This window comes from Pedobacter sp. TM02, from assembly GCF_059705275.1.
This window is the reverse complement of record NZ_AP046530.1, coordinates 4,339,404-4,353,420: the sequence shown is the minus strand read 5'-3', so window position 1 is coordinate 4,353,420 and position 14,017 is coordinate 4,339,404. Positions and strand designations below refer to the sequence as shown.

General features: G+C 45.7%; 13 protein-coding genes. 6 read left to right on the top strand and 7 right to left on the bottom strand.

Annotation, left to right across the window (positions count from 1 at the left end; genetic code table 11):
* Positions 1–57: 57 nt before the first annotated feature.
* A complete protein-coding gene (locus AC6H1S_RS18820) occupies positions 58–1,122 on the top strand; it encodes a hypothetical protein (RefSeq protein WP_199137312.1) in 1,065 nt (354 codons plus the stop codon).
* Between the two features lie 215 nt (positions 1,123–1,337).
* Here AC6H1S_RS18820 and AC6H1S_RS18815 read toward each other — a convergent pair whose 3' ends face one another.
* The 7 genes from AC6H1S_RS18815 to AC6H1S_RS18785 form a co-directional block, all read right to left on the bottom strand.
* Positions 1,338–1,919: a hypothetical protein gene (locus tag AC6H1S_RS18815; protein ID WP_497564613.1), complete on the bottom strand. Its 582-nt coding sequence runs from the start codon at positions 1,917–1,919 to the stop codon at positions 1,338–1,340.
* Between the two features lie 16 nt (positions 1,920–1,935).
* Positions 1,936–2,130, bottom strand: coding sequence for a hypothetical protein (locus tag AC6H1S_RS18810; RefSeq protein WP_497564612.1), 195 nt, complete (start codon positions 2,128–2,130; stop codon positions 1,936–1,938).
* A 906-nt stretch (positions 2,131–3,036) separates the two neighbouring features.
* Positions 3,037–3,585 (bottom strand): SixA phosphatase family protein, encoded by a 549-nt coding sequence (locus tag AC6H1S_RS18805; RefSeq protein WP_497564611.1) that lies wholly within the window; start codon positions 3,583–3,585, stop codon positions 3,037–3,039.
* Positions 3,586–3,593: 8 nt separating this feature from the next.
* Positions 3,594–4,646 (bottom strand): aminotransferase class I/II-fold pyridoxal phosphate-dependent enzyme, encoded by a 1,053-nt coding sequence (locus AC6H1S_RS18800; protein ID WP_497564610.1) that lies wholly within the window; start codon positions 4,644–4,646, stop codon positions 3,594–3,596.
* Positions 4,646–5,695, bottom strand: coding sequence for a glycosyl hydrolase family 18 protein (locus AC6H1S_RS18795; protein ID WP_497564609.1), 1,050 nt, complete (start codon positions 5,693–5,695; stop codon positions 4,646–4,648). Before AC6H1S_RS18795 ends, AC6H1S_RS18800 begins: the two co-directional genes overlap by 1 nt.
* A 4-nt stretch (positions 5,696–5,699) precedes the next feature.
* Positions 5,700–6,488, bottom strand: coding sequence for an alpha/beta hydrolase (locus tag AC6H1S_RS18790; protein WP_497564608.1), 789 nt, complete (start codon positions 6,486–6,488; stop codon positions 5,700–5,702).
* An 11-nt stretch (positions 6,489–6,499) separates the two neighbouring features.
* The gene (locus tag AC6H1S_RS18785) at positions 6,500–7,825 is read right to left on the bottom strand and encodes a D-alanyl-D-alanine carboxypeptidase/D-alanyl-D-alanine-endopeptidase (RefSeq protein WP_497564607.1); all 1,326 of its coding nucleotides are present in this window, start codon (positions 7,823–7,825) and stop codon (positions 6,500–6,502) included.
* 52 nt (positions 7,826–7,877) lie between these two features.
* On the opposite strand from AC6H1S_RS18785, the gene AC6H1S_RS18780 reads away from it, so the two are divergent.
* The 5 genes from AC6H1S_RS18780 to AC6H1S_RS18760 all read left to right on the top strand — a co-directional run bounded on the left by AC6H1S_RS18780 (position 7,878) and on the right by AC6H1S_RS18760 (position 13,968).
* Positions 7,878–9,131, top strand: coding sequence for a retropepsin-like aspartic protease (locus AC6H1S_RS18780; RefSeq protein ID WP_497564606.1), 1,254 nt, complete (start codon positions 7,878–7,880; stop codon positions 9,129–9,131).
* A gap of 98 nt (positions 9,132–9,229) precedes the next feature.
* On the top strand, positions 9,230–11,728 hold the full coding sequence (locus AC6H1S_RS18775) for a zinc-dependent metalloprotease (RefSeq protein ID WP_497564605.1): 2,499 nt from the start codon (positions 9,230–9,232) through the stop codon (positions 11,726–11,728).
* Positions 11,729–11,774: 46 nt separating this feature from the next.
* Complete coding sequence (locus tag AC6H1S_RS18770) at positions 11,775–12,644, top strand: phosphodiester glycosidase family protein (protein WP_497564604.1); 870 nt, start codon at positions 11,775–11,777, stop codon at positions 12,642–12,644.
* A gap of 84 nt (positions 12,645–12,728) precedes the next feature.
* Positions 12,729–13,691, top strand: a complete 963-nt coding sequence (locus tag AC6H1S_RS18765) for a hypothetical protein (protein ID WP_199137335.1) — start codon at positions 12,729–12,731, stop codon at positions 13,689–13,691.
* A gap of 85 nt (positions 13,692–13,776) precedes the next feature.
* Positions 13,777–13,968: a cold-shock protein gene (locus tag AC6H1S_RS18760; RefSeq protein ID WP_199137337.1), complete on the top strand. Its 192-nt coding sequence runs from the start codon at positions 13,777–13,779 to the stop codon at positions 13,966–13,968.
* The last annotated feature ends 49 nt before the right edge of the window (positions 13,969–14,017 follow it).

The following is a 14,017-nucleotide window of genomic DNA, read 5'->3' as shown; positions in this document are numbered from 1 at the left end:
TTTTAAGTTTTATATAGCTTGGAATTTAAGTAAAACAAACGCTCAACTATAAAGCTCTTGATTAGATTCATAACAATAAACGAACTTAAAGAACTTCTTGATGAATTTCTAAACCGCTGGCCAATCGATAAATTAGAAGCTCTAACTCTGCAAGAGTATGTAGGCGTTAATAACAAGGACACCTTTTGCCAATGGGTTGAAACTAGAACAAGGATGTTGGGAAGCATAAAGGGTCTAACATCAATTAAGTTTGGGATTTACGAAAGGACAAATTCTGCTAAAACCCCAAAAAATTATAAAAACGATGAAAAATACTCTTGGTTAAAAGCTTATGGTAACGACAGAAAAACTGCTTTTGACAACGTAAAAAGAGACATCATTAAAGTCATAAAGCTCTCTGAAATTGGCGGTTTTGACCAGATCGATCATATACGTCTACCTGACCTATTTAAATGGAAAGTAGCTTTTTTATATTCTAATGAAAGACTCATCCCGATTTATAAACGCGATGTTTTATTTAAGATCGCAGATTATTTTGGTTTGCAGGTAGGCAAGAGCACTACTATCTCGGAAATACAGACATTAATGATGATGAATAAGCCCGCGCACTTGGATGTGTATGCTTTTATGCGAAAGCTTTATGACCAGTTTGGGGACAGGAAGGAAAGAAAAGAAATTATCGCGAACACAAGCACGCGAATACCAAGAACAAAAAGACGAGCAACAGGAACAAAAGACATAGCTCCACAGGTGAGAACCGTAACCCGTTCTTACATCGCAGAACAACGACATAATAAAATTCAGGAAGCACTTAAAGCTCAATTAATAGAGCAATTTGGAGAGGAAAATGTCCTGTTGGAAGAAAATCATGTCGATGTAAAGCTAATCCAACCGGATTTTATTTCGTTTTACGAAGTTAAATCCTCTCCTTACGCATCACAATGTATAAAGGAAGCACTAGGACAAGTCCTATTATATTCGTCCAATGATGAAGACAAGAGGAAAAAAAACCATATTGTTGTAGGTCAGTATCCTGCTACAGCCAATGATGAAAAATATATTAACTTTCTAAAAGAAAACCTAAAGATTGATTTTGAATATCTAAACGTGGAAATCATATAATAGATATATTCCGGGGTTTTTACTTAGATCAACTGAGCATTAAATAATTATCTTATTAACCACTACTTTTGTCCAAACTTTCTCGTTATTTGATATAGGCAACCGCCTATTCATTAACCATGTAGAGCCTAGCATCCTTAAAGCCAAAAACATAAAAGCCTCATGCAATGCAAAAACAAGCTTTTTAGACTTAAATAATGAGATCCCTAATATCCTCATAGTTTGTTTGCTATGGCTTTTCCTTCCTCAGAATTCTTCAATCGGTTAGATAAGCTATTGTAATACGAAGCACAATCTATACCTGCGCCCATGCTGGTTTTGCTAATGTTGATTAAAACCCTGAGGTATAGCAGCGAAACAGGCGAATCGGGGTATTTTAAAAAGAACTCGCCATAGTTTCTTTTGCTATTGGCAAGGTACATGTCGTTAAGGGCCTTGTTTAAAGGACCGCCCGTTACAACAGCTTCTTTCATGTTTTCGGTAGCCACATAAACATTAACCGAATCCTCTATGGCTAAAATCTTTTCGTCAAATATTCTTTCGGCTTTTTTTTCGAGCAGGGTGTTATAATTCATTAAAGAATCCATGCCAAAAAACAGGCTGGCTAAGGTCAGCTCCTCGTATCTTACGGCGTTAAACCTGAAATGGCTAAGCACTACAGGCGCTTTTAGCATGATGTTCTTTTTTGAATTGTACAGGTAGGCATATTTGTATGGCAGGCTCTTGTTTACCGTTCCGGCAATCGTACAGCCTGTAGCCTGGCCATACAGGCTACAGGCCGTAGCAAATACCATCATTATGGTTAAACCAATATTAGGCAGGGTTTTCGTCATAATACTTTATGCACAAATCATAGTATACGTCCATCTGGATCACGTCGGCATTGGCATCGCCGGTAGGTTCAAGGCTTGCTGCTTCCTGTAGGCATTTGGCCTGTGCCCAGGCAGGGCATCCGCCACCCGTTGCGTTTTTAAGCTCGGCTTTGCTGAGCAATGTTAGGTTTTTCATTTGATTGATTTATGGGTCTGGCTGTTTTTTTACCACGTAAAAACATAAAACGGCAAGCTTTTACAACACCTTGCGCCGGTTGTTTAGGGATGACGCTTTTTATCCATTAAAACATATCGTTTTTAAAACAGCTAAAAAAGGCAGGTCAGCAACCCTAGGGACGCGAGGTAAAGCCCAGCCATAGATCTTGAATAAAATCAAAAGGGATAATTGAAAATACAAATAATACTTTGTATCCGTTTAGCCAGGCCTAAAATGTAAAAAGATAGAGCATTTTAAATGCGCACCCAGCCCCTTTTAAGGCACCGGCACACAAGATTCACTATTAAAATCATGAAAAAGGCTTTTTTGACCTGAAAACGCGATTTTAAGTCCAAACTAAGCAGCTCCGAGTACCGACAAAGCTCCATTGCGATGCCTCAAAGAAACGCTGCGGGTACGCCGCGTGTTGTTGCGTACCCGCAAAGACGTTTTGTCAACCCGCAGCGTGCAATTGCGTGCAAACAATGCCATGCAGAGAGTACGCAACACCTTATCGAGTGTCCGCAGTGCGATTTTGAAGGTACGCGGCGCCACATCGAGGATACGCGATGAAGCGATTAAGCCCCTAAACACCCAAAGTTTTGACCGCCTTAGACACCTAAGAACAGCTAAGACTTGAGCAATAGAAGGCTTCACTAAGGTGTCTTAGGTGGTGAAACCAGGGCGTTGGCTCCAATCAGGCCAAATTTACAACGACTGAAGTAACGGTTTTGACCACCTCAGTCACCTAAGAACGGCTAAGTATTGAACAATATGTTTAGCTAGAACCAACGCAAAAAAACAACACCAGCTCAAACAATGGCTAAGGCGTCTTAGGTGGTGAAATCAAGGCGTTGGCCCTAATCCGACTGGGTTTACAACGAGTTATGATTTGGGTTTAGTGGCAGGCTCCTGTTGGGTATGATGCGCGGCTCCGTAATGATCTACGCTCACATCGGCCTTATCGCCTTTAACCGTCAGCGAAAAGATATAGTCGTAATCATCATCGGTAAGTTCTTTTATCGGCCGGGTGCCTCCAAAGGCCTCGATCAGCTCCAGCACGGTGTTAGAATGGCCCACAATCAGTATTTTTTTGCCCTTGGCATTGGCCATCAGCTGCTTGGCCAGTTCTTTCTGGTAGTTTGGGCTATAGGTTTTAAGCGAAATGCCTTGCCTATCGGCCAACTGAAAAGCGGTTAGTTTGCTTCTTTTGTAGCCCGTTGTAAAAATCGAATCGAGTTTCTGGCCCTTTAGGTACTTGAAAAGGTCGTCTGCACGCACCTTGCCTTCGGGCGACAAATCCGGATCATTGTCTTTCGGGTTGTCGGTCAGTTTTTCGGCATGCCTAACAATCCATACTTTCACTGTTTTTTGCGCGCTCAGGTTCTGTTGTCCCAACAAAAGCGCCAGAAATACCAATACAAGGGTTCTCATCTTCAAAATTATAATGCGGTTATCAATTCTTTTAGGTCTGTTTCGCTGTGCCAGCTGCTCAGCACGATCCTGTTGATGATTTCGCCATCCTTATCGGGATAGGGAAACGAGGAAATCAGGATGTTCTTGGCCAGCAACCGTTGGCTAAGGTCTGCATTTTTGCAGAAAAAAACAGGAAAATCGGGTATAAAATGCCAGCCTTTTTTACCGGCCAGCGCCGTGGCCATGCGTTTAGCAAGTACTTGGAGCTTGTCGAGTTCCGCTGCATAAAGCGCGTCGGCCTGCATCAGGGCAAAAAGCCCGGCGGCGGCAGGCGGCGAAGCCCCCAGAAATTCGTTACTCTGCTTCAGCTTACCAATGGTTTTTTCAGACCCCAAAACCAATCCCGCATCTACGCCCAATGCCTTGGCCATAGATGCCACCACAACCGTTTCTACGTGTTTGGCTGTGGGCAGGGCCGAAAAAGCGCCCAGGCCCTTGTTATTGAGCCCCAGGCCATGCGAATCATCAACAATGAGCAGCACTTGCTTTTGTGGGTCAATCTGCGCTACAAACGAAAAATCGTAAATCTCCGGAAAGAGGTTGTTCATCGAGTTGCTGATGAGCACCCAACGCTCCTGTTCGCTCTGGTTAATGGTCTCGATTAGCGTTTGGGCCCAGGCGCCAAACGAGGTTTCGGCCGTTCGGGGTTCTTCGGCCAGCCACAAAGCCGGATGGCAGGCCGGCGCATAGCAAACCGTACCCCAGCTGCTCAGGTTCTTTACCGCCAGCTGCGCGGCCAGGTAGCCGCTCGAGCTCACCAAGGCCGCTTCGGCGCCGAATTTTTTAGCCAGGTGTTTTTCGGCTTCGTCGTAAATGCCCAACTGGATGTTGTTGTTTCGGCTGGTGCCGTTGTTCAGGCCAAATTGCTCAAGACCTTTGATGTAACTGCGCAAAAAGGCTTCGTTTTTCGGGATGCCCAAATAGGCCGTGCCCCCAAAATAGAGATAGCTTTTTCCGGCAACCGCTATCCTGGGCGCCAATGAGCCCTGTAACTGGTTAAACGTTGGTTGGTTAGACATTAATAGCTTCTTCCCAATTGGTCGTTGGCCGCTTTGATCAAAGAGTTGGCATTGTTCGTATCGAACGAAAACTCCCAAAACATGATGCCGTTGGCGCGGTCTTTGGCCAGCTGCGCTTTCTGTTTTACCAAATTGATGCCGTTAAAATAATAATCGACACCAGCTACCTTGCCCTCATTGCCGTTTACATCGACCCCGGCAGCCTCGATATCGCGATAGCCCTTGGCCGCGTTTTGCACGTTTTTGCCATAAGTTGGAATGCCTACAACGGCTTTTAGCCTGTCTAGGCCTTTTACGTTCAAGTATTGGTCTAAACTGGCCACGCTCATTTTGTACGAGGCGTGCTGGTAAGGATCTGAAGTATCGTAACCGATTCCGTCGTACTGCATGATGTTGAAGAAGTCTACATATTGGAATACCTCTGGCTTGATGCCTTCTCTAATTCCTCCGGAATATACTGCCGGGGTAACCGCAGCACTTAAAAACTTGTTGATTTTGTGCAGCTCGGCAGAAAGCTCCTTCATGAGCAATACAAAATTATCTGCCGATGGCGCAGTACCGGAGGTGCTCGGGTATTCCCAATCGATATCGACCCCGTTAAGGCTGTTGTTTTTGGCAAAATTAACCACGTTGGTTACAAACTTGGTCCTTGCCGTGGCCGTACTGGCCATGGTAGCAAAGCTGGCGCTGCTGCCCGAAACCGAGATGCCCACTTTTACGTTGTTGGCCCTGGCGCGCTGCATTACTGTTTCGAAGCGTGTGGGCTGCGAAAGCGGCTTTAACGTACCATCGGCAATGGCATCGATTTCTAAAAAGGCGTAGAACAGATGGGTAATCATCTTGTACTTGCTCATGTCTACCGTTTCTGGGTCTTTATAGCTCGGCATATAGGCCACGATCTTGAAGCTGTTGTCGGGCACATAGGGCGTTGGGGTTACCGGCGTAGTATTGTTGTCGGGGTTTGAAGGCGTGCTATCATCGCTTTTCTTACAGGCGCCGAACGCCAAAAGGCCCAGGGAACAAATGAGGAGTAGATTTTTTAATTTCATGCGGTTACTTCAATTGGTTCTTAAAAAACTCAAACTGCTGGCGGATAGATTTTGCCCAGTAGGCCTTGTTATGCGCTCCCGGCTGAGAAATGTAGGTGGCGTTTAACTTCAGGCTGTCGCACTTCTGCTTCAGCTCGTTGTTAGAGGCATAGAAAAAATCGTTGGCGCCGCAATCGAAAATAATGGGCTTGGCATTGCCTTTTAGTTGCCCGATATTGTCGATAACGGAATATTTTTTCCAAGCTTCGTCTGTTGCCGGCGGGTTTCCCAGTAAATCTCCCAAGCCAAACTTACCAAATCCATCTGATAATTTAATGCCCCCACTGGTACTGCCTGCTCCTGCAAACAATTCGGGCCGCCGTATAAACAGGTGCAGGGCTCCATGCCCGCCCATGCTCAGGCCAGTTATGAAGACGTTTTGTGTATCTGTTTTATACTTTTTTTGAATGTCGGGATACAGCTCGTCGAAGAAGAAGCTTTCAAACTGCCAGTCTTTTTTTATCGGACTATTGAGGTACCAGCTGCTGAACAGGCCATCGGGACAAATTAGGATAAAACCGTATTGGTCGGCATATTTTTGGGCATCCATAATGTTGTTCCACTGCTTGTAATTGCCCGAATAGCCGTGCAGCAGGAAAATAACCGGAAACTTATCCTGTTGCTTGTAATTTTTGGGCTTAAACACCCAGGTCGTATCCGCCTTGGGCAGGTTCTTGCTCTGGTAAATAAGCTGGTCTTGTGCCGAAGCACCAAGCCCCAGCAGCAGCAATAGGCCCAGTAAATGGTTTTTCATCATTTCAGTTCTTAAAAATTATCATGGATATAGGTCATCAGCCGTACCATTTCGTTCCTCACCTCTGACGTTGGCTGTACAAAATTATTGTTCATGAAAGAAAAAATAAGTACCCTGCCCTTTTGGGTTACCACATAGCCGCTTTGGTTGTGGTTGTTTGAGAGACTACCGGTTTTGCCAAACACAAAGGGCTTGTCGGTTTTGGGGTAGGCATTTTTCAGGGTTCCCGTTTTGCCCCCTGCGGGCAACAGGCCAAAGAGCCTTTCCTTGTTGTTTACTTCGGTATAAATAAGCTCCAATAGCTTCACCATGTCTCTGGGCGTAAACAAATTGCCTCTCGATAGGCCCGAACCATCTACCCATTTCGGTTTATCTGGCAGGCTGGTTAAATAGTGCTGTTCGATGTAGGCAATGATTTTGGCCGTATTCAGTTCTTCGCCAACCTGATTGGCATAGGTAAGCAGCAGCTGTTCGGCAATAAAGTTATCGCTGGGCTGCAGCATTTGCTTAAACACCGAATCGCTTTTTACGTTGTAGATGGTTTGGGCATTGGCCGGCATCTTGAAGTTGATGATGCCCACATACTTGTGCAGCGTATCGGCCAAAAGGTTTACCGTGGTTGCGGTACTCACCTTAAAGGGCACTTGCTGGGCCGTTTTGGTGGTTATGGGTACTTTAGGATAGGTGAAATGGTTGCTGTTAAAATCACGGGTTACCTTAAAAGCCTTGGCCTGGCTTGCGCTGTCTGCGGCGAAGCAGCTGGCAAAGATTTGGGGCGTGATGTTAATCTGGCCATTGGCCGTTGTGCTAACCAGCACCATGTTATCCATCAGAGGCAATTCGTTAATTTCGGCCTGGTAATATTCGTTGTAATCGTCCCATTGCCAGCCGTTGCCGTAAAAATTGCCGGTATACCTGCCCGGGGCGAAGAACAGTTTTTTGCTGCTGTTTTTTAAAAAATTGTAGGCCTTGGTGCCTTTCAGTTGCGAGTGCAGGAAAGAAGGGTCGCCGGTTCCCCAAAAAATAAGCGAATCTCCCCTTTCTACATAACGTAGCGAGGGAATGGAATCGGGAGCCATTTTCAGGCCCGCATAAAAAGTAAAGAGTTTGGTATTGGAGGCTGGCGTAAAATACTTATCGGCATCTTGCTGAAAAAGCAGCTCTTTTTGATCTATATCGTACAAAGCAAAGCCCACCTGGTATTTTTTGATCAATTGGGAATGCTGGAATTCTTTTTTTACTTTCCTTGAAATCATCCGGTTTGGCGTGCAGGCCAATTGGCAGGCAACAAAAAAGAACAAGAGGCAGGTAAGCAGCTTTAAACTGGTTTTTTCCATTAAGTATTGGGCTATAGCAAAAATGTGCGTCCTAATTTATTAATTTAGTTTTATGAAATATTGGCATCGGGCAATAAAAATATACCTACTATTTGCTTTTTTTGGCTCAATTGTACTGCAAACCTTGTTGGCAGATGCCTGTTATGCCCAAAATTTTGTTTTTGAAGGGAAGCGCAAAAAAGACGCCTTAACCTTTGAGCAAATCAAGAATCTGATTGTAGTGCCGCTCTACCTCAACGGCAAAGGCCCTTACAATTTTATCCTCGACACGGGCGTAGGTTCGCTGATCATAACGGATCCTGGGTTATTGGATACTTTACGGATCAAAAACCCCAGAACCATTAAAGTGTATGGCTTTGGCCAGGGCGAAGAAATTGATGCTTTTTTAACCAACGACGTCGGCGTAAAGATTTCGGAGGCCAGCGCCGCACATGTGCCAACCGCCATTTTAAAGAAGGATATTTTTGACCTTTCGAGTTATTTGGGGCAAAAGATATATGGTTTGATCGGCTATCCGTTTTTCAACAGCTTTGTGGTCAAGATAAACTACAGCACCAGCAGGCTTAGCTTTTCGCTACCCAGCGCAAAAGTGAAGAAAAGAGGACATCAAATTCCGATATTCATCGAGAACAACCGGCCTTATCTTTTTGCCGATCTGGAAGATGCGCACAAACGGCCATTTAGGGTAAAACTTATTATTGACTGTGGCGCCAGCCATCCCTTATCGATGTATGCCTTGGCGGGCAAACCCTTTCCGATACCCAAAGACACCATTTCGGCCAATTTGGGAGTGGGCTTAAGCGGGGTGATCAATGGCAGCATGGGGCGGCTCTCCTCGCTAACCCTAGGCAAATATTCCTTTAAAAACATCCTTTCGGGCTTTCCGGCCTACGAAGCTTTGGCCAAACAGGTGGGCTACGACAAAAACGACGGCAATTTGGGGGCCGAAGTGCTCAAACGCTTCACCGTGATTTTCGATTATCCCAACCTTTCGATGTACCTCAAACCCAACTCCAACTACAGCACTCCTTTCGAACACGACATGTCGGGCATTGAGGTATACATGGACCCCAACAACAAAAAGCATGTTTTTATAGGCCGCATCGAACCCGGATCTCCTGCAGAAAAGGCTGGGTTTTTAGAGCAGGACGAAATTGTTTCGCTGAATATGCGCTTTATCCAGGAGTATTCGCTGGAAGATATTTCGAAGCTCTTCAAGTCTGACGACGGCCGTACCATTTTGGTAGAGATTGTGCGCAACAACCGAAACCTCATCAAATTGCTCCGACTGAAACGAAGGATTTAGTTTTGTCATCGTAGTGTAACATTCGCCTTTCACGATTTCCTTTGCAAGGACACAATTCTATTTTAGCCTTTTATCACCAAACTAACTTTTTATAAAACATGATCAAAAACCAAAACTTATTAGCGGCAGCTAGTTTGTTTTTTTTATGCGCATTGGGCAGCACCGCCAGCTTTGCGCAGCAAAAGAAAACCACTACACCTCCATCTACCGCAGCACCGGCCGCAACAACACCTGCGGCTCCCCCTAAAAAAGAGGGTATCAAGCCTTTTGCCGAGGTTATTACGGCTAAGGCCAAAACCAAAAGCGGCTTATTTAAAACGCACCGTTTAGACGATAAATGGTATTTTGAAATCCCTGATTCGATTTTAAACCGCGAAATGCTCGTGGTAACCCGCTTGGCCAAAGTACCTGCAGGCGTTAAAGTTGGCAACCAGCAATATGGCGGCGAACAACTGAACGAACAAGTTTGGCAATGGGAACGTCGCGGCAAGCAGATTTTTATCCGCGTACCGAGTTATGCCATCAGGGCCGAAGAAAATACCGACATGTACCAGTCGGTTAAAAATTCGAATCTTTCTACCATCCTGGCTTCTTTCGATATCAAAGCCTATAACAAAGACACTACAGGCGTGGTTATTGACGTAACCGATTTCTACAATGGTGATATTTTGGCCATCGGCGCCAGCGATGCCTTGAGAAAAGCCTACAAAACCACGGTTTACGACAATACCCGTTCTTATATCGACACCATCAAAACCTATCCGTTGAACATTGAAGTGGGAACGGCCAAAACCTACCGTTCGGCCGAATCGCCAATCGACAACAGCATTGGTGCAGTTACCTTCGAGTTCAACACCTCGATGTTATTGTTGCCAAAAACACCGGTTAAGCCTCGCTTTATGGATGCCCGCGTAGGGTTCTTTGGCCAGTCGCAGATTGATTTCGGTACCGACGCCCAAAAGTCAGAACGTACCGCTTATATCCACCGCTGGAATTTGGTGCCTAAAGATACCGTGGCCTACAAACGTGGCGAACTGGTTGAACCAGTTAAGCCGATTGTGATCTACATCGATCCGGCTACGCCTAAAAAATGGGTGCCATACCTGATTGCGGGTATTAACGATTGGCAAAAAGCTTTTGAGGCCGCGGGCTTTAAAAATGCCATTATTGGCAAGGAAGCGCCAACGCCTCAGCAAGATCCTGAATTTAGCGTAGACGATTCGCGTTACTCGGTAGTGCGTTATTTCGCTTCTGATATTCAGAATGCCTACGGTCCGCATGTTGCAGACCCACGCACCGGACAGATTTTAGAGACACACATCGGCTGGTACCACAACGTCATGAGCTTGTTGAGAAACTGGTTCTTCGTACAAACCGCGGCCATCAATCCAGAAGCCCGCAAAGCCAAATTCAGCGATGCGCAAATGGGCGAATTGATCCGCTTCGTGTCTTCTCACGAAATTGGCCACACTTTGGGCTTGCCGCACAACTTTGGTTCGAGCTACGCTTATCCGGTTGATTCGCTGCGCTCAAAAGCCTTTACCGATAAATATGCCACTGCACCTTCTATCATGGACTATGCCCGTTTCAACTACGTGGCCCAACCTGGCGATGGCGTGGTAAGAATGTACCCAGGCATCGGCGAATACGATAAATGGGCTGTTAAATGGGGCTACACTTGGTTTCCTGGCAACTTGACCGCTCAACAGGAAAAAGACAAGTTAGATGTATGGACCAAAGAAAAAGCAGGTAATCCGATGTATTTCTATGGCCGCCAAGGCAATGCCTACGATCCGCGCGACCAAAGCGAAGACTTGGGCGACAACGCCATGAAAGCCAGTGGCTATGGTATTGCCAACCTGAAACGCATTTTGCCTAACGTAGAAAAATGGACTTTCGAAAAAGGCAAAGACTTTAGCAACCTGAGCGAAATTTATGGCGAAATTGTAGGCCAATATAACCGTTACATGGGCCATGTTACCTACAATGTGGGTGGCTTGTACGAAAACTTCAAAACCTACGACCAAGCTGGTGCCGTTTACAAATACCTAGACAAAGCAAAGCAAAAAGAAGCCATTGCTTTCTTGAACCAACAATTGTTTACCACGCCGTTATGGCTCATCAACAGCGAGCAATTGAACAAATTCGATAATGGTGCTATGCTAACCCGCATCAAAGGCGTACAAACCGGTACCATCAACAACATCTTCACTTCGTCGAGGTTGCTGCGCATGTTGGATAACGAAGCCAAAAACGGAGCTACTGCTTATACCATTCCTGAGTTGTTTACCGATTTGCGTGGTACTATTTTCGCTGCTGGCAGACCAGATGCCTTTAAACGCAATTTGCAAAGAGGCTATATCGATCGTTTGGGAAGCTTAATGGTTGATGCCCCTGCACCGCAAGGCCTGCCTCCAGGCTTTACCTTTACCCCGGTAAACATTTCGGTAACCGATATCAGACCTTTGGTTAGAGCCGAGCTTAAAACCTTATTGGCTACCGCAAAAGCCCGCGGCGTTGCCGGCGATGCCAACACCAAGGCACACTACGAAGATCTGGCCGTTAGAATTAACGACATTTTGGATCCGAAAAAATAATACCAGCAAAGCCCCGAAAGTTTCGGGGCTTTTTTATTTTAGTACCATGCTTAAATCCTTCCTATTTTCCCTGGCCTTTGTTGTCTTCGGCCACGTTGCCTTGGCCCAAAACGCCGATTCGCTGACCCTGGTTAAAGCCAAGTGGCAAAAAAAGCGCATTGCGCCCAAAACCAGGCTCTTTACCTTCTATTTTAAGCAAAACAGTCTTTTTCAGGCTAACGAGCAGCTTTCTTTTGTCGAGGTAAAAAACAGCAAAAGAGCCCCGCTTTTTGCCTTTGGCGGCGAGCCCAAAGAGCTTAAAACCACATCCACGTTTGGAAGAGCCAATCAAGCCATTGCCGCTATTAACGGTACTTTTTTCGACGTAAAAAATGGTGGGTCTGTAGATTTCATCAAGGTTAACGGGCAAGTGATTAGCCCAAACCGCTTGGAAAAAGGCAATAAAAGAGCCCGTCACCAGCAAGCCGCCGTGGTGATAGCAAACGGCAGGCTCAGCTTAAAAAAATGGGATGGAACAAGCAACTGGGAAGAGACGCTAAGCGAAAACGACGTGATGCTCAGTGGCCCGCTTTTGCGGCTTAACCAAATTGACGAAAGTTTGGATACCGCCGCCTTTAACCGCTTGCGCCATCCCAGAAGCGCCATTGGCCTTAAGCCCGACGGCACCGTGCTGCTCCTGACCGTAGATGGCCGCCACGAAAATTCGGCCGGCATGAGCCTGTTCGAGCTGACCAAGGTCATGAAATGGCTGGGTTGTACCAGCGCCATCAACCTCGACGGTGGCGGTTCCACTACCTTGTGGTTGGCCGATGCGCCCGGAAACGGCATTGTAAACTTCCCTTCCGACAATAAAAAGTGGGACCACGAGGGCGAAAGAAAAGTAGCCAATGTGATTATGCTTAAACCTAAAAAATAAGTTATTAGGTGTATTTTACGTTAGTTGGGAAAGGCTTTCCCAAAACTATGATATATTTGCCTCCACAATCTGGTGCCCTTTAAAATGAAGTCGAAATACCTTTTAGTTCCCGCTTTTGTTTGTTCCCTGTTTTTCCTGGCCTGCAATTCTGATTCGAAAAAGCAAGCTACAGACGGTTCGAAGTCCGGACAGCAAACCGAAGAGCTCGGCTTTAGCGACGTAAACGGCATCCGGTTCTACGAGGTAAAACGACGCTTTAAAAACGGCCTTTCCTTTAACAAAATCGGCTTTCAGCAGGAGCCCACCTGGATTATCCAGTTTAAGGCGCCCGATACCATGCTAGCCTACAGTCCCGAAAAAAAAGGCATGGAAGCTTTTTATCTGCAATTTGACCATGGCAAGGTATACAACTTTGCCCGCGAATTTTTCAGGGCCATTACCATTACCAAAGACAGCCTGGTTTTACAGCGACTGCAGGTTGACGGACGCGTAATTGCCGGCGACGACGATGAGCGCTCCGACGTTTTCTGCACCTATTATACCCGCGATTATATCGAAAACAAACTGCATACAACAGTTGGCGAACTGCAGCGCCCTACCAGGGCCGATACGCTCTTTATCAAATCACTGGCCGAAAAGGCCGCTAAAGATCCCGCCAATCCAGAAACCGCATTCGCCGCCCGGCAACCGGTGGACTTTAAGCCTAAAGGGCCTTATGTTACAGTAGAAAAAATAAGCAATGTAGACCCGCTCAATAACAGAACGCTCTCTTACGATTACCTTTACCCAGAATACCGTTTGGTTATCGAGAAATCGTATAAAGCCTTTGCCTACCGTTTCTCGGTAGTGGTCGATACCAAGGGCAAATTAACGGTTAACCGCGTAGAAGGCGTGATGAAAGAAGACCTCGAGCCAAGAAAGCGCCTGATCCAAGGCATTTTAGATGTTTATGTGCGCAATCTTTACCAGATAAGCCCTGGAACGACGCTGGGCATACCCCATTCTAGCGAAATTACCCTTAACCTGGTGGGCAAACTGGCGAAATAATCTGTTCTATTTTTTGACCATATTGCTCAAACATTTGTTTTGTTGATTTTTAACTGTACCTTGCAGCTCATTTAATTACAATACAATGCAAGAAGGAACAGTAAAATTTTTCAATGTAACTAAAGGTTTCGGCTTTATTATCCCTGCAAACGGCGATAGCGAAATCTTTGTACATTCAACAGGCCTTATCGACGAAATTCGTGAAAACGACAAAGTTCAATACGACGTTGAAAACGGTAGAAAAGGCTTAAACGCCGTTAATGTGAAAGTAATCTAATTATTATCATATTTTACCAAAAAAGCCCCGGCAAATGCCGGGGCTTTTT